This window comes from Micromonospora sp. NPDC050417 (assembly GCF_044458865.1).
GTDB lineage: Bacteria > Actinomycetota > Actinomycetes > Mycobacteriales > Micromonosporaceae > Micromonospora_G.
In genome coordinates, this window is the sequence record NZ_JBITIH010000021.1 from 80068 (window position 1) to 98117 (window position 18050).

The following is an 18050-nucleotide window of genomic DNA, read 5'->3' on the forward strand; positions in this document are numbered from 1 at the left end:
CCATGAAGCGTGGTCGTGCCGAACGGGAGGCCCCGGGAGAGCATCTGGTCAAGGAGCTGAAGTGGATCCACGGCGTACTGCGCCGTGACCTCAACCAGCTCCGGCGGCTCGCCGACGAGGTCGACCGGGGAGCGTCGGCGAACCGGGTGCAGGCCACCGTCCGGTCGTTGCAGACCCGCAGCCCGCTCTGGCAACTGCGGGTCAACTGTCTGAGCTGGTGCCGGCTGGTGCACGGCCACCACGGCAACGAGGACGTGCGGATCTTTCCGGCCCTGCGTCGCGCCAACCCGGCGTTGATCCCGGCAGTCAACCGGCTGGAGGCCGACCATCGCCGGATCTCCGACCTGCTCGACCAGGTCGAGGCGCTGGCCAAGCTGCTCGCCAGTGACGACCGTCCGGAGACCCGCAAGCGGCTGATCCTGGCGTTGAACGACGTCCGCGGCGGCCTGCTCGCCCACCTCGATCTGGAGGAGGCGACGATCATTCCGACCGTCCGGCGATGGCGTAACTGGCCCCGCTGAGCATTCCCCTACCCGGGCCCACCGCGCCCGTCGACCTCGTGAGAGACAGGGACCACCGTGACCGACACCCAGCACTGGCTGACCGCCCGTACCGGCCTCGTTCCCACGCCCCCACCACAGACCCGGCACAGCGCCACCGAGGTCTGGGACGAGAGCACCCGGCCGACCGCGCCCGAACCCGACGGCGAGACGCGCTTCACCGGTCGGGGACTCTCCGCCGGCAAGCACCTGATCGAGGTGCACAACCACTACCGGGCGGAACTGACCCGGGTGAGGGACATCCTCGAACAGGTACGCGCCAATGCCATGGACGTCGGCGTAGCCCGTGGCGAGCTGAACGCGATGACGCTGCGTTCCAACAACTGGACCCTGGGTTCCATCTGTCAGTCGTACTGCCTCTCGTTGACCCAGCACCACACGATGGAAAGCGGCGCGATCTTTCCGCACCTGCGCGCCTCCGACCAGGGGCTGGCGGCGGTCATCGAGCGGCTGGACCAGGAACACCAGGTGATCCACGACGTGCTGGAGGCGGTCGACCAGGCCCTGGTCGATCTGGTGCGCCACCCGGAGGACCTCTCCGGGGTGCAGGAGGCGGTGGACGTGCTCACCGACGCGCTGCTGTCGCATCTCGCGTACGAGGAGCGTGAACTGGTCGGGCCGCTCTCCCGTTTCGGTTTCTTCGGCGGGCAGGTCTGACCGCAGCCCCTGCGGGGGTTGAGCTGAAACAGTTCAATCCACGGAAGTTACCGGCGGTCCGACGCCCGCGTCAATCGTTGCGCACCGCTATCTACTGAAAGCGGGCGCCAATTCTCTGAAGGCGCCGTTTTCCTTGACACCCTCGTAATGTCCTGGATATCTTGGCCGCGGCTTATTGAAACGGTTCATCTCCTTGCGGAATCCCCCCGCTCCCTCCAGGAGGCTCCGACATGCCGCAGCTACCCCCGTCTCGCTCCCGATCCGCCCGCCGTTCCCGGCCATGGCGGGCAGCCGGGCCGACCCGGCCGCCGCTCGCCGTCCTCGTCCCGCCCGGCACCGCCCTGGTCACGGTCCGCCTCGGCGCGTCACCGGACACGGTCCGCCTCGGCGCGTCACCGGACACGGTCCGCCTCGGCGCGTCACCGGACACGGTCCGCCTCGGCGCCTCACCGGTTGCTGAGAACGCCACCAACTCCGGGCCGGTCCCGGTCGACGGCGTCACCGGCGAACTCGTGCTCACCGGCAACCAGGTCGCCCGCCCCGCACCGGCCGAGGTGGCCGTGCTCGGCAACCGCTGATCCGGTCCGCTCCTCCCGCTTCTGTCCGTACCTGTTGGTCCTTGTCTGTCCCCACCCGGCGCAGCACCGGCTGCTCCCGCCCGGAGCAGCGGCTCGCGCCCATTTCCCGCAGTCGGCCTCCCAGCCGGTGCGGGAGAGAGGAATCCCATGCACAACAGAATTCGAAGGGGTCACCGGCTGCGCCGTACGGTGGCGTTGTTGGCGGCGTTGCCGTTGGTGGCGACGGGGTTGGTCGCTCCGTCGGCTGCGGTGGCTGATCCGGGTCCGGGGTTGCGTCAGTTGGAGTTTCTGGATCGCGGCCTGGTCGCGGTGAAGGTGGACGGTGGTGTCTACCTGAGCTGGCGTTTCCTGGGTGACGAGCCGGACGACGTGGCGTACCGGGTGTACCGGGACAACAAGTTGGTGGCGACGGTGACCGGGAGCAGCAACTACACCGATGCGGCGGGTACGGCGACGTCGGCGTACCGGGTCGCGGCGATCGTGAACGGGGTGACCCGACCGAAGTCCGCCGCCGTCACCCCGCTGTCCCAGCAGTACCAGGACATCCAGCTCAAGCAGCCACCGGCGGCGATCACGCCGGTGCTCGAAACCTACGCCACCACCGTCTCCGGCAAGCAGTACGAGCCGGTGAACATGGACCTGCTGCGGCACATCCGGGAGGCGCACGAGAACCCGGCCGGAGTCACCGAAGCGGAGTTCGCGGCGCTGATCGCGCCGTTCCGGACGTACTTCGGCGATCCGTCGTGGGCGCCGAAGAACCCGTTCGGGACGCGCAACACCTGGAAGGGTGGAGACCGGTACGGCATCAGCGACAAGCTCTTCGCCGAACTGGACAAGGCCTTCACCCGGTACGTCGACGAACTCGACCGGGGTCCGAAGCTCGCGTACGCCAAGAACCCGGACGGCACCCTGCGGACCAACACCGCCACCTACTCGGCCAACGACGCGAGCGTCGGTGACCTCGACGGTGACGGCAGCTACGAGCTGATCCTCAAGTGGGATCCGAGCGACAGCAAGGACTCGTCGGCGTACGGCTTCACCGCGCCGGCCATCATCGACGCGTACAAGCTCGACGGGACGCTGCTCTGGCGGGTCAACGTCGGCTACAACATCCGGGCCGGGGCGCACGACACCCAACTCGTCGTCGCCGACTTCAACGGCGACGGCAGATCCGAGCTGATCATCAAGACCGCCGACGGCACCACCACCGGCAAGGTCCTCGCCGACGGCAGCTACCAGGTCCGCGACGTGGTCGGCAACAAGCAGGCCACCGCCGACAAGATCCAGTCGTACATCCGCAGCGGTGACGAGGCGAAGCTCGACAAGTTCACCGACGCGATGAACACGTACAGCGTCTCGTGGGTGCTGCCGGGCGGCAACACTCCGCCGGAGCAGAACGTGCGCCAGTGGGGCAAGGTCTACACGTACGGGCCGATCGGCACCAGCAACGAGTACCTGACCGCGTTCGACGGTGCCACCGGTCGGGTGCTGGACACGGTCGACTACGCGTTCCCGTACGGGGAGCCGAACTGGGGTGCCGCGCCGGTCGACCACCGGGGCGCGTTCTTCAAGGCCGAGATCGACCCGTACTGGCAGAACCCGGAAACCCAGTGGGGCTACTTCCCGTGGGGTGACCCGCAGGGCAACCGCTCCAACCGGTTCCTCGCCGGTGTCGCCTACCTCGACGGCGTACACCCGAGTGCCATCATGGCGCGCGGTTACTACGCCAAGACCACGGTCGCCGCGTACTCCATGCGGGGTAACAAGCTGGTGCTCGGTAACACCTTCGACTCCGACCGGCTGCCCGACCCGAAGGTCGGCGAGGAGCGCGGGGTGCACAGCCTGATGGTCGCCGACGTCGACGGCGACGCCAAGGACGAAATCGTGTACGGCGCGATGGTGCTGGACGACAACCTGGCCATCAAGACGGTGGCGAACACCTGGTTCCCGTCCCCGCCGCCGGCGACCAACGTCGACCTCACCCCGCAGATCAAGAACCCGGACCAGAACGCGAAGTTCGTCTACCTGGCCCACGGCGACGCCATGCACATCGGCGACCTCAACCCGGACCGTCCCGGCCAGGAGGTGTTCCTGGTCCAGGAGGCGTGGAACGCCTGGCAGGACGCGAAGGACCGGGCCGGCAACACGGTTGACGGTGTACGCCCGGGCGGCGGCGTCTACGACCCGGTGACCGGCGAACTGATGACCGCCTTCTACGCCGGCAAGGACAACGGCCGGGGCGCCGCCGACAACATCGACCCGAACAGCCCCGGTGCCGAATACTGGTCCAACGGGTCGGTCTACAGCGCGGTCACCGGTGAGCGTCTCTACGGCGCGGGCAACCTGCCGCAGAACTTCCTCATCTACTGGGACGGCGACCTGACCCGCGAGCTGCTCGACAGCAACCGGATCTCCAAGGCGAACACGAATTACACCACCCGGCCGAGCACGGTCAACAAGACCGACCTGCTGGTGGCGACGGACGCCTCGTCGAACAACGGAAGCAAGTCGACCCCGACGCTCACCGCGGACCTGTTCGGAGACTGGCGGGAGGAGTTGGTGCTGCGGGTCGGCAACGACAAGCTCCGCCTCTACACCACCACCATCCCGACCGAGCACAAGATCCGGACCCTGATGCACGATCCGCAGTACCGCAACCAGGTCGCGTGCGAAAACATCACCTACAACCAGCCGCCGCACCCGAGTTTCTACCTCGACCCGGCGTACCCGCTGCCGGCTCGTCGTACCGACATCGACGTGGCGAAGAAGTAACTGCTGCTGCGTTAAGGAAGGGCCCCTTGTTATCGCCCAGGCGATAACAAGGGGCCCTTCCTTACATCGCCAGAGGACGTACGACGTTTCCGTTTCACGTCCTGCGGGCGGGGGCGGCGACAATGCGGGCATGACAGCGGACAAGCCGGCTGCGACGATGCCGGACGCCAACTATTTCGACCAGTGGTACGCGGACATGACCGCCTCGCCCGTTCGTGACGCCATCTGGGCTCGGGCGCTGGGATTACCACCACACCTGCGCTCCACCAGCACGCTCACCTGGCAGGGGATCGGCGAGCTGACCGGGGAACTGCGTCTGCCGCCCGACGGGCTGCTGCTCGACCTCGCCTGTGGTCGCGGTGGCTACGGCATCGAGGTCGCCCGGCGTACGGGGGCGCGGCTGGTCGGGGTGGACTTCTCGGCCGTGGCGGTGGAGGAGGCGGCGGCTGCCGGTGCCCGTCTGCTGCCCGCCGGTCGGGCCGAGTTCCGGGTCGGGGCACTGGTCGCGGCCGGTCTGCCGGATGGTGTCGCGGATGGACTGATGTGCGTGGACGCGGTGCAGTTCGCCGAGCCTCCGCTCGCCGCACTACGTGAGTTCCGGCGGCTGCTGGCTCCCGGCGGTCGTCTCGCCGTCACCGGTTGGGAGGTGGTCGACCCGTCGGACGAGCGAATCCCGCCCCGCCTGCACCACGTGGATCTTCGGCGGGACCTGCCGGAAGCCGGCTTTGTCGAGGTGGAGGTGCGCGACATGCGCGAGTGGCGGCAGGCCGAGCGGGAGATGTGGGAGGAGGTGGTCGCCGTGGTCGGGTCGGACCAGGCGATGCGGTCGCTCCAGGCGGAGGGGCGGCGTTCCCTGGAGATGTTCGATTCGATACGGCGGGTCTTCGTGACCGCCACCGCCCCCTGATCCGCGCAGGTGCTTGCGTTCGGGGACGGCCGTCAATAACCTACAACCGACTGGTTGTACGTCAGTGGGGCGGTTGCCGTCCGTAGCTGAGGCGCGCGTACCCGCGATTCGATCGGAAGGACCCAGGGATGCGGAAGCTGATCGTGAACACCTTCTTGACCCTCGACGGCGTCATGCACGCCCCCGGCGGCCCGGGGGAGGACGACGAGGGCGGCTTCGCGTACGGCGGCTGGTCGGTGAACTACTGGGACGAGCGGATGGGTGAGGTCATGGGTGCGTCGATGGCGCCGCCGTTCGACCTCGTCCTGGGCCGCAAGACCTACGACATCTTCGCCGCGCACTGGCCGAACGCCCCGGAGGACGCCGCCTCCACGGCACTGAACGGTGCCACCAAGTACGTCGCCTCGCGCAGCCGTCCGGAGCTGAAGTGGCGCAACTCGGTCCTGATCGAGGGTGACGCGGCCGAGGCGGTCGCGGCACTCAAGCAGGGCGACGGGCCAGAGCTACAGGTGCACGGCAGTGGGAATCTGATGCAGACGCTGCTGCGCCACAGCCTCGTCGACGAGTACCGCCTCTGGCTCTTTCCGTTGGTGGTCGGGTCGGGCAAGCGGCTCTTCGCCGAGGGCACCCTGCCCGCCGGGCTGAAGCTCGTCGACAGCACCGTCTCCTCCACCGGCGTCATCATGACCAGATACGAGCCGGCGGGCGAGATCGTCACCGGCACGTTCGCGCTCGACTGACTCCGTTTCGCCCCGTCGGTGCGGGCTCCGGTCATCGTGGGATCGGCGCACGCACCACGGGGCGCGGCGTCGGCTGCGGTGTGGTCGGCTGCGGCGATGGCGGCCCGGCCAGTGTGACCTGGTCGGATCGGGTGATCTCCAGCGCTGGTTCGGCTTCGGTGGAGGCGGGCGCCGTGGTCCGGGCGGGGATCAGCAGCAGTGCCACCAGGTCCTGCCAGACGTGCACCACGATCGCCAGCAGGAGGCTGCCCGAGACCAGGTAGAGGACGGTGAAGACGCTGCCGGAGTAGGCGATGCCGAGCAGCGCGAGACGGCCCTGGTAGGTGTGCCCGGCCACGAAGAGCACCAGGCTGGCCACCACTACCAGCAGCTTCGGCAGGTCGTACACGAGCACGCCGGCCGCGATGAACAAACCCCGGTAGATCGCTTCCTCGGTGATGCCGGCGGTGACGGAGACCGCGACCGCGAGTCGGCGTTCGCGCCTCGTCTGGGGCACGATCGAGGCCGACCGGGCCCGGCTGGCATAGACGTGTCCACGGCGCATCCGGTGTCGGGCGAGCAGGCCGCCGAGCCCGAGCGCCACCACCATCGCCGCCGCGAAGAGGTAGTCGAGCCCGTCGCCGCTCGGCCAGGCCCAACCGACGTCGGTGGCGGTCAGGTCGGGGCTGGCGAGGACGATGACCGGGACCAGGGCGGCCACCGCCCACGAGGTGACCATGAACCGGCGGTAGAACACGCTCCGCGCCTCGGGCGTGGCGTTGATCTGTTCGTGGAACCGGTCGCGGTATCTCGTACCCCGGACCACCGCCGCCAGTTTGAACGTCAGCAGCGCCACGATCAGGATGTGTGTCGTCACTTCGAGAGCCCGGTCCACGAACGACGATCATGCTCGCCGGGCAAGGGTGATGGCAAGACGCGATGCGCCGGCGTCGATGGCCGGGTCAGACGATGTGCAGCCGGCGCGGCGGCGAGTCGTTGATCCAACCGATGAACCGGGCCTCGACCTGCTTGGCGGTCAATTCAGGCAGCGCGGGGGCCGCCTTGTCGCGGAAGTGACGCATGAACGCGGCGAGTCGGTGCGGGTCGTCCGGGTAAAGCAACCGCATTCGCTGTCGGAAGATCGGGCACGGCCATGGCTGGCCGTCGTCGCGGCAGCGCCAGTCGTCGCCGGGGCGGTGCGGGGCGCTCAGGTCGTCGTCGGGCTCGGTCACGTCCGGGCTCCCTCCTTCGCGGGTCGTTGCTCGATCATCAGGGTTGTCGCCGTACGGACTCCCCGCCAAGAAAGCGTTCGTAAAGAACCCGGGAATCGGGCGGGATGCCCAGGCCCGGGTCGATCGGGTGCAGGTCGTTGCGCTCCTCGACACACCGGTTGCCGAGGATCGGGATCAGGCGCTCGGACAAGTTATCCATAGTGGACGTAACGGTAGATGTGGTGCCGGGTGGTCTGGCGGGCCGCGTCCGGGCAGTGCCTGGACGTGGACGGCCAACGCATGTGGTCCCGCCTGTGCAGGCCCGGGACGTGGTGCGAGGGGGATACGCGCTAGCGCGAGATCACCGGAGCGGGGCCGTACGGCCGCCGGTCACCGCTCGCCGTACGGCCTTCGCCAGATCATGATCTCGGTCGGCGGAAGGTGCTCGGCGAAACGGTCCTCGGGTGACGCCTGCCGCAGCAGTGTGCGCAGGTCCCGCTCGAAGTCCGCCAGTCGGTCGTCGAACAGGTGCGGGGCGGAGTCGGATCGGGAGAACGTCCACGCCACAAGGTCGTCCGCGCTCCGGATCACGATGTTCCCGGCCGGCACCACCCGTCGTTCGAAGCTGTCGAACCCGGCTCGCGCCAGGACGCGGTCCTCCCCGCTCGGCGTACCGTTGACGAGTTTGCCCTGCCCCGCGCGGCGTACCGGGCCGAGGTAGTGCCGGACCAGGTCACCGATCCGCGCGTACGGGGGAGCGGGCAGTGGCAGCGGCGTGGGTTCGGCGGGCGGATTCTTGAGGTCGCTCACGTGCACGAACGCGCCGCCCGGTGCCAGCATCTCCCACACGGTCGCGGCGACCTGGTCCCGATCCGTCCAGTGGAAGGACTGGGCGAACGCCACGACCCGGAACTCACCCAGACCGGCTGGCAGGTCCTCGGCGCGGGCAGCCACCCAACGTACGTTGGTCACCTCGCCACGCTTGGCCTGTCGTTCGGCCTCGGCCAGCATGTCCCTGTCCGGGTCGAGACCGATCGCCTCGCTGAAGAACGGCGCCAGGGCGAGCGTGACGGTGCCTGGTCCGCAGCCGACGTCGAGGAGTCGACCCCGGCCGTCCAGGTCGAGTGCGGTGGCCAGCGTCTGGGCGAAGCCCGGTGCGTACGGCAGCCGGCCGGACCCGTAGTAGGCCGCGCTGCCCCGGAACAGGGTGCTGTCCCACTGCCATCCGTCCGGCACGTCAAACCCCCTGCCCGCTCGGGCGGTAGAACATGTCCGGCCCGAACTCGTCCCCGAAATGTTCGCCGACGAGCTGGGAGAACCGCAACATCGCCGAGAGCGGGCGGTGGTTCATGACGAGCTGGTCGACCCTGCCCTGATCGTTGTAGTGGATGATCGCGATGTTGTGGGTCGTGACGCCCCGGACCTTCGACCGGTATTCCTCGATCCACCCGTCGTCGTAGCGGCCCGCGAATCGGAAGTCCTGGAACTCGTACAGGGTCCGGGCGTACTGAAGTATTTTCCGTACCTGGTCCCGGCCGGTGATGTCCGCGTTCAGTACGGCCGCCTGGAGCACCACGTTCTCGTCGAGCTGGTCGATCCATTCCGGGTAGTAGTCGGACTCGGCCACGGAAATCACCCCTTGGTGGAGATGGGCCGCACGGATAGGCGCTCCGACTCGCGCAGGTGTGTCCGGACGGCACCTCATCCGACCATAGGTGATGTCTGTACGCGATGTGTGCGAAAAGGGGCTGTTCACGCGAGGAGGGGCGCCGCCCGTGACAGGCGGCGCCCCTGACCCTGACCTACCTGTCTAGCTATGGAGCCTGCTCCGGGGCGAGGCCGAGGAGCTGGATGACGGTCAGACCGCGCTGGCCGACATCGTTGGTCGAGACGCCCGGTGCGTAGTCGACCGGGGTCAGCGTGGTGGTGCCGGAGATGGTCTGCACCGGCGGGAAGTTGCCGTTGTTCGGACCCATCCCGGTCCATGCCCGCTGCTTGAGCGTGTTGTCGGAGCGCTGCTTGCCGACCCAGGCGAGCATCCGCGAGTAGAACTGGTTGAACGTCCCCGGCCCGAAGTTGCGCCCGTACAACGCGGTCCGCTCGGCGGCGGTGCCGTTGACGTAGAGCGCGAACTTGACCAGGTGCTCCTTGAAGGCCGGCACGTCGAGCAGTTCGACCAGCTCGTAGAGGAACTGGTCACCACCGAAGAGCAACATCAGGTTGTACGAGTCGCGGAACTCGGTTCCCTCGGTGGTCAGCGCACCGGTCGCCGGGTCGAAGCCGACCGCCCCGGCGAAGCCGCTGAAGAAGCCGTACTGCATGGCTCCGATGTCCTGCATGCCTCGCAGCAGCAGATCCCGGTAGTGGGTGTTGCCGGTCCGTTCCCACTCGGCCAGCCAGTTGCTCGCCACCGCGGTCCAGTCCGGGCCGATCCGGACCCGGGTCGGTGCGGTCGGCGGCGGCAGGATCTGCCGCAGCGGTTCCACCCGTAGCAGGGTCTGGTCGACCTGGAGCATGTGGTGCATGTAGTCGGCGGTGCGCTCGTCGGCGGTGAGGTAGTGGTAGACCCGCTTCAGGATCGACGCGCTGACCCGCGCCTCCTTGGCGCCGTCGCCCCAGTGGACCACGTTGTGCCGGGAGCCGAGACCGGCGAACGGTCCGGCGTGGTACGAGTCCGCCTCGGCCAGGTGCAGGGTCATCGCCTCCGCCATCGCGAAGACGTCCGACCGGCCCGAGCGCAGGAACTGGTACCAGAGGAACATGTCGATGTTCAGCTCGCCGTTCTGCCACGCCATGCCGCCCTCGTCGTACTTCCAGGCGTGGCGGGAGTTGTCGTAGCTGTGCATCACGTCGCCGTAGTGCCAGAAGCCGTACCAGTGTCGCTGGTCGACCTGCCCCTGGTAGTACGCGATGCTGGCGTCGATGCTGTTCTCCAGCGTCGTCCGTGTGGCCGTCGACTTGTCGATCAGGCCCCACTCGCCGAAGACCCGCTGCTCGTGCAGGTACGCCGTGGTCGGCACGATTCGCGCCGGTTGCTGCACCTCGCGGGCCAGTTCGACCAGGCGGTCCCGGGACGGGGTGGCGTCCAGGGCCCAGATGGTCACCTCGTGCGAGCGGGCCATCCCCTCCGGGGTGGCGGCGATGTCGTCGATGCCCCGGCCGGGCTCCTCGTACATCAGGTTGAGCCCGTGCCGCTTGTTGTCGTAGTGCCGCAGGTCCATCGCGGGCGCGTCCGGCGACCAGAACCAGACGGTGGCGGTGGTGTTGTAGCCACCGGCGTTACGGATGTCGAGCTGGGTCGGGAAGCGCTGCCAGAAGTCCTTGAGACCGAAGGCGATCCCGCCGCTGACCCCGCCGACGTAACCGAGCCCGGCGGCCCGCTTGCCGTGCCCGGCGTGGTCCAGCCAGGTGCTGTGGGCACCGGTCCGCTTGGCGATGTGGAACGCGTCCGGGCTGGCCTGGACCAGCTTGTAGTCGTTCCAGATCGGCACGTCGTCGATTTCGGACCGGACTCCGGAGGGCCAGGCGCTGACCGGGGGAGTGGCGACTCCGTTGAACTGGGCGGTGGTGACCGCCGAGCCGGCGTCCCGGCGCAGGCCGGACATCACCCGTACGGCCTCGCCCCAGACACCGCCCTCGGTGCTGACGAACCGGACGTGCCGGTTGTGCACCTCGTCGCTGACCATCGGCACGCCCCAGGTGAGGCCGAGACCCTTGACGAAGTCGACCTTGTGGTCGCCGTCGAAGACGAAGTAGTGCACCAGGCGCACCGACTCCGCGTTGAGGTAGAAGTAGAGCCGCAGCGTGAAGGGCAGGATCTTGCGGTTGTTCTTGCCGTTGTAGGTCCCCTTGACCAGGATGACCGCCGAGGAATCACCGAGCCGCTCGACCTCGACCGAGGTGGCCGTGCCGGCGTACTCGACGGTCTTGAGCCCGCCGTTCTCCTCGTGGGTGCGGTCCTCCAGCAACAGGACCAGTTTGCCCTCGGAGGCGAGTTTCTTCTGGCCCCGGTTGATCGAGTGGATCAGGAAGTTCCCACTCTTCATCACCCGGGTACGGATGACGCCGGTGTTCACCTCCAGCCAGGCGCTGGTCTCGGTGACGGCGATCCGGCGCGGCGGTTTGGTCGGCCTGCCGCGGTGGATCTCCAACTCGTCGGTGAGCGCGGCGTTGGCGCCGATCGCGTGGCCGGTCCACTTGAGCGTGCCGTCCGGCCAGTAGGCGAGCGGCCAACTGTCCAGCGGCACGGCGTCGTGTCCGACCCTGGCCCAGAACTCGGTGCCCGGCTGGTGGCCGCCGCGCGGCCAGGGAACCCCGAAGGTGGCGCCGATGCTGCTGGTCGGTGGGCCGTCGAGCCAGCGGAGCTTGGCCGGTCCGGGGACCACCGCCGCCACCGGAGCGGCTTCGGTGGTGCCGCCGCCGGTCTCGGGTGCGGCCTGGGCGGCGCCGGGTGCGGCCAGGGCACCGGCGAGCGGTACGGCGGCTGCCGCCACCGCCCCGGTGCGGAGCACCAGCCGGCGGGACAGGGCCGGTGTCTCGGTTTCTGGGGAGTCGGGCTGGGGATTCGGAGTGGGCGTGAGATGTGACTCCATAGCGGACGTACCCTCTCTGCGACGGTGCGTGGAAGGTGCGGAACGGAGGTTCGGTGGGGCTGGGCTCAGCCCAGGGCGTCGTTCGCCTCGTCGACCAGGCGCTTGGCGCCGTCGCCGATCGGCAGCCTGCCGAAGATGATCTCGTCGTAGATCCGTTGGAATTCCTGCTTGATCGCACCGCCACCCTTCGGCTGGGCGGGCGGGGTGGGGAGCAGCAGGGCGGCGACGGACTGCTGGTAGTCGTAGACCGCCTTGTCGCCGGGGGCGAGTGCCGGAGCCACCGCGGCGAGCACCTTGGTGTTGGTGGGCAGACCGCGCGCCACCCCGAGCAGCTTGCCCGCCTCCACGTCGTTGATCAGGAAGTCGACCAGCATGGTGGCCTGGTCCGGGTGTTCGGTGCCCCGGGAGACGCTGAACGACATCGAGGCGTGTGCCACCATGCCGCGCTTGTCGGTGTTGCTGGGCAGCGGTCCGTACGCCACCGACTCGCCGTACGAGCTGCGGTAGGCGGTGAAGCTGGAGTCGTAGTTGATCTCCGAGTAGGACTGCTTCTTGACGAACGCGGAGGTGGGCATCGCGCCGTCGACCTGGGTGGTCACCGCTGCCGGGGTGGCCGCGCCGGCAGCGCGGAACTGGGCGGTGAGGTTCCAGAACTCGGTCAGCTCGCCGACGGTGAAGCCCAGCTTGGCGTCCTCGGTGTAGAGGGTCTTGCCACGCTGTTGCAGCCAGGCGTCGAACCAGTCGATGGCCCACCCGAAGTCGGTGGTGCCGGCGACCTTGCCACCACTGCTCTGGCTGAGCTTGGTGGCGGCGGCGAGGAAGTCGTCCCAGGTCCAGGTGGTGGTCGGTGCGGCGACGCCGGCCTTCTCCCAGACCTGCGGGTCATAGGCGAGGCCCTGGGTGGTGAGCCCGGCGGGGATGCCGTACACGGCGTCGCCGAATTCGCCGGCCGGCTTGAGCGCCTTGGCCACGTCCTCGTTGTGCAGGGTCCGGCCGAGGAACGGGGTGAGGTCGAGCAGCGCGTTGCGCTCGGCGTACTCGCGGAAGTAGGCCCGGTCCATTTGGACCACGTCCGGGGTGTCGCCGCCGGCAATCTGGGTGGAGAGCTTCTGGAAGTACGCGTCATAGGCGCCGAAGGATGTCTCGACGGTGATGTTCGGGTGCTTGCTTTCGAAGAGTTCTACGGCGGCGCGGGTTTTCTCCGCCCGGTCGTCGTTGCCCCACCAGACGAACTGGAGGGTGACCGGTGCGTTGTCGTCCTTGTCCGCCGGATCGCCCGCACCGCAGGCGGCGCCGGCCAGTGCCAGCGTCGCGGCGCAGAGGACACCGAGTGTCCGTCCGAATGGTCTGGTGGTGAGACCCCTCATTCCGTCCTCCTCGCGGCTGTTCCATCGAGAGAGCTGAAACGATACAAGCGCAGACGGTAGGGGCGTGGTTGTCGTGGTGTCAATAGCGGTTACCGGATGGTGTCCGGGTTGTTTCGCCAGCCAGCAAAAGTACCTGCTGTGAGCGGTGTTGTCGGCCGGAGTGAGGGGAGTCGGCGTACGACGATTGCGACGCTTCATGGGGGAAGTTCCCCTTTATGAAACGGTTCATGATTGATGTCGCCTCCGCGTGCCGGCCGGACGGTTGGGCCTGCCCTACCGGGACGACCCGGTCAGCCCTACCGGCAACCGGGGTGTGAGCTGGATCGATCCCGGCCGGCCCGGCTCATAGCGTCGAACCATGACCACGACGACCGTTCCCTCGCCGCCGGCCCGGCCGGACCCGTACGCCGGACCACGACGCAGGCCCGCCGGCAACGTCGCCGCGCGAATCGCCGGCTGGAGTACCCGGCACCGCACCACGGCCATCCTCGGCTGGCTGCTGTTCGTGATCGCGGCGACCGCGCTCAGCGCAGCCGTCGGCACCGTCAACGCCACCGACAGCGAGTACGGCCACGGCGACTCCGGTCGGGCCACCGAACTCATCGCCGCAGCCGGTTTCCCCGACCAGGCCGGCGAGATGGTGCTGATCCGTGGCGACTCGCTAGAGGTGGACGCGCCCGCGTTCCGGGACGCGATCACCGCCACCGTCACCGCCGTCGAGGCAACGGGCCTGACCGCAAACGTCAACGCCGACACCGTCTCGGCAGATCGGCACGCCGCGCTGGTCACCTTCGACCTGACCGGGCCGGCCGACACCGCCGCAGACCGGGTCGGCCCCGTACGCGACGCCGTCGCCGACGTACAACGGGAGCATCCAGACCTGCTGGTCGCCCAGACCGGAGACGCGAGCATCGACGAGTCGATCGTCACCATCCTCTCCGGCGACATGCACCGGTTGTCGCTGCTCTCCATCCCGGTGACACTCGGCATCCTGATCGTGGCGTTCGGCGCGCTGCTCGCCGCCGTACTCCCGATAGGCCTGGCCCTGACCGCGTTCGCCGCCTCGCTCGGTCTGCTCGCGGCGGCCAGCCGGCTGATTCCCACGGTCGACACCACCATGCACCTGATGCTGCTGATGGGTCTCGCCGTCGGCGTCGACTACTGCCTGTTCTACCTGCGCCGGGAACGGGAGGAACGGGCCCGGGGCGCCGACCCCGAATGGGCACTGGCGATCGCTGCGGCCACCTCCGGCCGGGCGGTGCTGATCTCCGCCCTGACCGTCATCGTCGCGACCGCCGGCATGTTCCTGACCCGCGACACCGCCTTCAACAGCCTCGCCACCGGCACCATCCTGGTGGTCGCGATCGCCGCCCTCGGTTCGCTCACCGTGCTGCCGGCGGTCCTGTCGAAGCTGGGCGACCGGATCGACCTCGGCCGGGTGCCGGGCCTGTACCGGCGCGGGTCGAACGGACGCGGCTGGAGTCGCTTCCTCGGTGTGGTGCTCCGCCGGCCAGGGCTGGCCGCCGTCCTCGCCGCGACCACACTGCTTGCCCTCGCCGTGCCGGCGCTCGGCATGCGGACCGCGGAGGAGGACATCACCTCGCTGAAGGGTTCCTCCCCAGCGCTCGCCACCTTCCTCCAGGTCCAGACCGCCTTCCCCGGCGGCGGCGACCCGGCCCTGATCACCGTCCGGGCCGACGACGTGACCAGCGCCGCGGTCACCGGCGTCATCGACGACATCAAGACGCGAGGGCTGGCCTCCGGCGCGCTGCACCAGCCGGTGAAGGTCGAGGTGAACCCGGACCGTACGGTCGCGATCGTCAGCGCGGGCCTCTCCGGCTCCGGCATCGACGCCACCTCCGAGCAGGCGGTACGGACAGTGCGCGACGACGTCATCCCGGCCGCGACCGCCGGGGTCGCCGGTACGGAGGTGCTGATGACCGGACGGGCGGCCGACTCGGTCGACTACAACGACGCGATGGGCCGCAGCGCCCCGCTGGTCTTCGGGTTCGTGCTCGGGTTGGCGTTCCTGCTGCTGCTCGTCTCGTTCCGGTCACTGGTGGTGGCGTGCACCGCGATCGTGCTCAACCTGCTCTCCGTCGCCGCCGCGTACGGCCTGCTGGTCCTGGTCTTCCAGCACGGCTTCGGTGAGGGACCGCTCGGCTTCGAGTCCAGTGGGTCGATCACCAACTGGGTGCCGCTCTTCCTGTTCGTGATCCTGTTCGGGCTCTCGATGGACTACCACGTCTTCGTGCTCAGCCGGATCCGCGAAGGGCACGACCGGGGCTGGCCGACCAAGCTCGCGGTCTCCCGAGGCATCCGGAGCAGCGCAGGAGTGATCACCAGTGCCGCGCTGGTGATGGTCGCGGTCTTCGGGCTCTTCACCACCGGGTCGCTGGTCTCGATGAAGGAACTCGGTTTCGGTCTGGCTGTCGCGGTGCTGATCGACGCGACCATCGTCCGGGCCGTGTTGCTGCCATCGGTGATGGTCCTGCTCGGCGAGCGGAACTGGTACCTGCCCAGGTGGCTCGGTTGGCTGCCCAGCCTCTCCCACGGCGACCCGGCGGTCTCGCAGCCCGTCGTCACGGTGCGCGTCCCGGAGCCGGCGCGACCCTGACGACTGGTGAGGAGGGGCCCCTTCCTCTACCGAAAGCGATAACAAGGGGCCCTTCCTTCACCAGTGGTCGTCGGGGCGGCGCGGGGTGCCGTAGAGCGTGCCCCGCTGGGCGCGGGCCCCGGCGACCGGATCGGCCTGACCCGGATACCCGGCGTACGGGTCCGCCGCCGGCTGTACGTCCCACGACTGCCCCTGCCACGGCTGATCCGGTTGGTCCGCCTCCTCCGGCGCCAGCTTCGCCTGCCGGGCGCGGCGTACCCGGGTGACAACGAAGTAGCCGACCGCGATCACGCACACCGCGATCACCACGTTCTGGAGGACGCCGACGTAACTCTCGACCACGTGCCAGTTCTCGCCGAGGAAATAACCGGCCAGCACGAAGACGGTGTTCCAGATCAGGCTGCCCAGTGCGGTGAAGAGCAGGAACGTGGTGACCCGCATCCGTTCCACCCCGGCCGGGATGGAGATGAGGCTGCGGAAGACCGGGATCATCCGGCCGAAGAAGACCGCCTGGACGCCGTGCTTCAGAAACCACGCCTCGGTCCGGTCGACATCGGCGAGCTTCACCAACGGCAGTTTCGCGGCGATCGCGCGTACCCGGTCCCGACCGAGCAGTGCGCCGACGTAGTAGAGCGCGAGCGCGCCGACCACCGAGCCGATGGTGGTCCAGATGATCGCGCTGAACAGGCTCAGGTTGCCCTGACTGGCGGTGAACCCGGCCAGCGGCAGGATCACCTCGCTCGGGATGGGCGGGAACAGGTTCTCCAGGGCGACCGCCAGCCCGGCGCCGGGACCACCGAGGGTCTCCATCAGGCCGGTGACAAAACCCACGATCCCGCCCGAATCAGGCTCTGGGTTGGCGGCGAGCAACGAGCTGGTGTAATCCCAGGTTCGATTCACGGGAAAGACGTTACGGGGCCGTTCTGAGCGTCACCATGCGGTGCGCCGCCAGTCCCGAATGACCGTACGAATGGTTCGGCCGGGCGGACCCGGGGAGACCAACCGGCCGAACCACGTATCGCGCCAGGTTTCGGTCGCCTACGCCTCAGTCGCCGGGTTCAGGACCCGAGCGAGCCAGTCGGTGCGGGTGCGGCGTGCCGCGGCCGAGACCCGCGCCTGCGGGTACAGCGCGTCGAATCCGTGGAAGCCGCCTGCCCAGACGTGCAGTTCCGCCTGGCCGCCGGCCGCCCAGATCCGCGTCGCGTAGTCGACGTCCTCGTCGCGGAAGACCTCGGCCGTGCCGGCGTCGACGTAGGTGGTCGGCAGGCCCGAGAGGTCGTCGGCGAGCGCGGGTGAGATGTAGCTGGGCACGTCCTCGTCGGGGAGGTCGCCGAGCACCGACCGCCATCCGAACTCGTTCATCTCGCGGGTCCAGACACCCGGGCCGCCGGCGTACTGCCGGCTTGAGGTGGTGTTGTTGCGGTGGTCGAGCATGGGGTAGATCAGCATCTGGGCGGCGATCGTCGGGCCGCCTCGGTCCCGTGCCATCAGGGTGACTCCGGCGGCGAGGCCGCCGCCGGCACTGGTGCCCGCGACGACGATGCGGTTGGGGTCGACGCCCAGGTCGTCGGCGTGCTCGGCGACCCAGAGCAGACCCTGGTAGCAGTCGTCGACCAACGTCGTGCGGGTGGACTCCGGGGCGAGCCGGTAGTCCACGGAGATCACGACGGCGCCGAACCGGTCGAGCCATTCGAGCGGGATGTCGATCTGGGAGAAGCGGTCCCCCATGACCATTCCGCCGCCGTGCATCCAGTAGACGCACGGTGCCGACGTGGAGCGGTCGGCCCCGGTCGGGCGGAAGATCTCCAGCGGGATCCGCGCACCGTCCGGGCTGGGAACGGTGACCTCGTGCCGATCGACCGCGCGACCTTCGAGCAGGGTCTCGACCGGGGTCGGTGGGAGTTGGCGGATCTGCGCGAGCACCTCGGGGGTGAGCTGGGGGATGAGCGGCATGTCGGCGAGAAGTGCGCGCAACTCGGGGTCGGTGTCGGGGCGTGCCAGCGTCACGGTGGGTTCCTTCGTCGAGGGGGATTAGGTCGATCTCTTGTCCGGCGGCGCGGGCGGGCCGTC

The 18050-nt window shown here is 68.8% G+C and carries 16 protein-coding genes; 7 read left to right on the forward strand and 9 right to left on the reverse strand.

All coding sequences use genetic code 11. The features are described from left to right. Positions 1-2: 2 nt before the first annotated feature. From ACIBF5_RS25075 to ACIBF5_RS25100, 6 genes are all read left to right on the forward strand, one after another. On the forward strand, positions 3-521 hold the full coding sequence (locus ACIBF5_RS25075; protein ID WP_396815309.1) for a hemerythrin domain-containing protein: 519 nt from the start codon (positions 3-5) through the stop codon (positions 519-521). A gap of 57 nt (positions 522-578) precedes the next feature. Further along, positions 579-1217: a hemerythrin domain-containing protein gene (locus ACIBF5_RS25080; RefSeq protein WP_396815310.1), complete on the forward strand. Its 639-nt coding sequence runs from the start codon at positions 579-581 to the stop codon at positions 1215-1217. A 230-nt stretch (positions 1218-1447) separates the two neighbouring features. Then, positions 1448-1795, forward strand: a complete 348-nt coding sequence (locus tag ACIBF5_RS25085; protein WP_396815311.1) for a hypothetical protein — start codon at positions 1448-1450, stop codon at positions 1793-1795. 147 nt (positions 1796-1942) lie between these two features. Next, positions 1943-4567, forward strand: coding sequence for a rhamnogalacturonan lyase (locus tag ACIBF5_RS25090; protein WP_396815312.1), 2625 nt, complete (start codon positions 1943-1945; stop codon positions 4565-4567). 130 nt (positions 4568-4697) lie between these two features. Beyond that, positions 4698-5474, forward strand: coding sequence for a class I SAM-dependent methyltransferase (locus tag ACIBF5_RS25095; RefSeq protein WP_396815313.1), 777 nt, complete (start codon positions 4698-4700; stop codon positions 5472-5474). 128 nt (positions 5475-5602) lie between these two features. Beyond that, positions 5603-6214, forward strand: a complete 612-nt coding sequence (locus tag ACIBF5_RS25100; protein WP_396815314.1) for a dihydrofolate reductase family protein — start codon at positions 5603-5605, stop codon at positions 6212-6214. Between the two features lie 31 nt (positions 6215-6245). Here ACIBF5_RS25100 and ACIBF5_RS25105 read toward each other — a convergent pair whose 3' ends face one another. From ACIBF5_RS25105 to ACIBF5_RS25135, 7 genes are all read right to left on the reverse strand, one after another. Continuing rightward, positions 6246-7088 (reverse strand): CPBP family intramembrane glutamic endopeptidase, encoded by an 843-nt coding sequence (locus ACIBF5_RS25105; protein WP_396815315.1) that lies wholly within the window; start codon positions 7086-7088, stop codon positions 6246-6248. 67 nt (positions 7089-7155) lie between these two features. Then, complete coding sequence (locus tag ACIBF5_RS25110) at positions 7156-7425, reverse strand: hypothetical protein (RefSeq protein WP_396815316.1); 270 nt, start codon at positions 7423-7425, stop codon at positions 7156-7158. A 37-nt stretch (positions 7426-7462) separates the two neighbouring features. Next, positions 7463-7615, reverse strand: coding sequence for a hypothetical protein (locus ACIBF5_RS25115; RefSeq protein WP_396815317.1), 153 nt, complete (start codon positions 7613-7615; stop codon positions 7463-7465). A gap of 179 nt (positions 7616-7794) precedes the next feature. Beyond that, positions 7795-8640 carry a class I SAM-dependent methyltransferase gene (locus ACIBF5_RS25120; RefSeq protein ID WP_396815318.1) on the reverse strand — a complete coding sequence of 282 codons (846 nt, stop codon included), beginning with the start codon at positions 8638-8640 and terminating at the stop codon, positions 7795-7797. Position 8641: 1 nt separating this feature from the next. Continuing rightward, on the reverse strand, positions 8642-9031 hold the full coding sequence (locus ACIBF5_RS25125) for a hypothetical protein (protein ID WP_396815319.1): 390 nt from the start codon (positions 9029-9031) through the stop codon (positions 8642-8644). Between the two features lie 187 nt (positions 9032-9218). Then, positions 9219-11996 (reverse strand): hypothetical protein, encoded by a 2778-nt coding sequence (locus ACIBF5_RS25130; protein WP_396815320.1) that lies wholly within the window; start codon positions 11994-11996, stop codon positions 9219-9221. Between the two features lie 65 nt (positions 11997-12061). After that, the gene (locus ACIBF5_RS25135) at positions 12062-13363 is read right to left on the reverse strand and encodes an ABC transporter substrate-binding protein (RefSeq protein ID WP_396815321.1); all 1302 of its coding nucleotides are present in this window, start codon (positions 13361-13363) and stop codon (positions 12062-12064) included. 358 nt (positions 13364-13721) lie between these two features. Between ACIBF5_RS25135 and ACIBF5_RS25140 the strand changes: the two genes are divergently transcribed. Continuing rightward, positions 13722-15980, forward strand: a complete 2259-nt coding sequence (locus ACIBF5_RS25140) for an MMPL family transporter (RefSeq protein WP_396815322.1) — start codon at positions 13722-13724, stop codon at positions 15978-15980. A gap of 57 nt (positions 15981-16037) precedes the next feature. On the opposite strand, the gene ACIBF5_RS25145 is transcribed toward ACIBF5_RS25140, so the two are convergent. Both ACIBF5_RS25145 and ACIBF5_RS25150 read right to left on the reverse strand, forming a co-directional pair. Further along, positions 16038-16880: a DedA family protein gene (locus tag ACIBF5_RS25145; protein ID WP_396815323.1), complete on the reverse strand. Its 843-nt coding sequence runs from the start codon at positions 16878-16880 to the stop codon at positions 16038-16040. A 138-nt stretch (positions 16881-17018) separates the two neighbouring features. Continuing rightward, positions 17019-17987 carry an alpha/beta hydrolase gene (locus ACIBF5_RS25150; protein ID WP_396815324.1) on the reverse strand — a complete coding sequence of 323 codons (969 nt, stop codon included), beginning with the start codon at positions 17985-17987 and terminating at the stop codon, positions 17019-17021. Between the last annotated feature and the right edge of the window lie 63 nt (positions 17988-18050).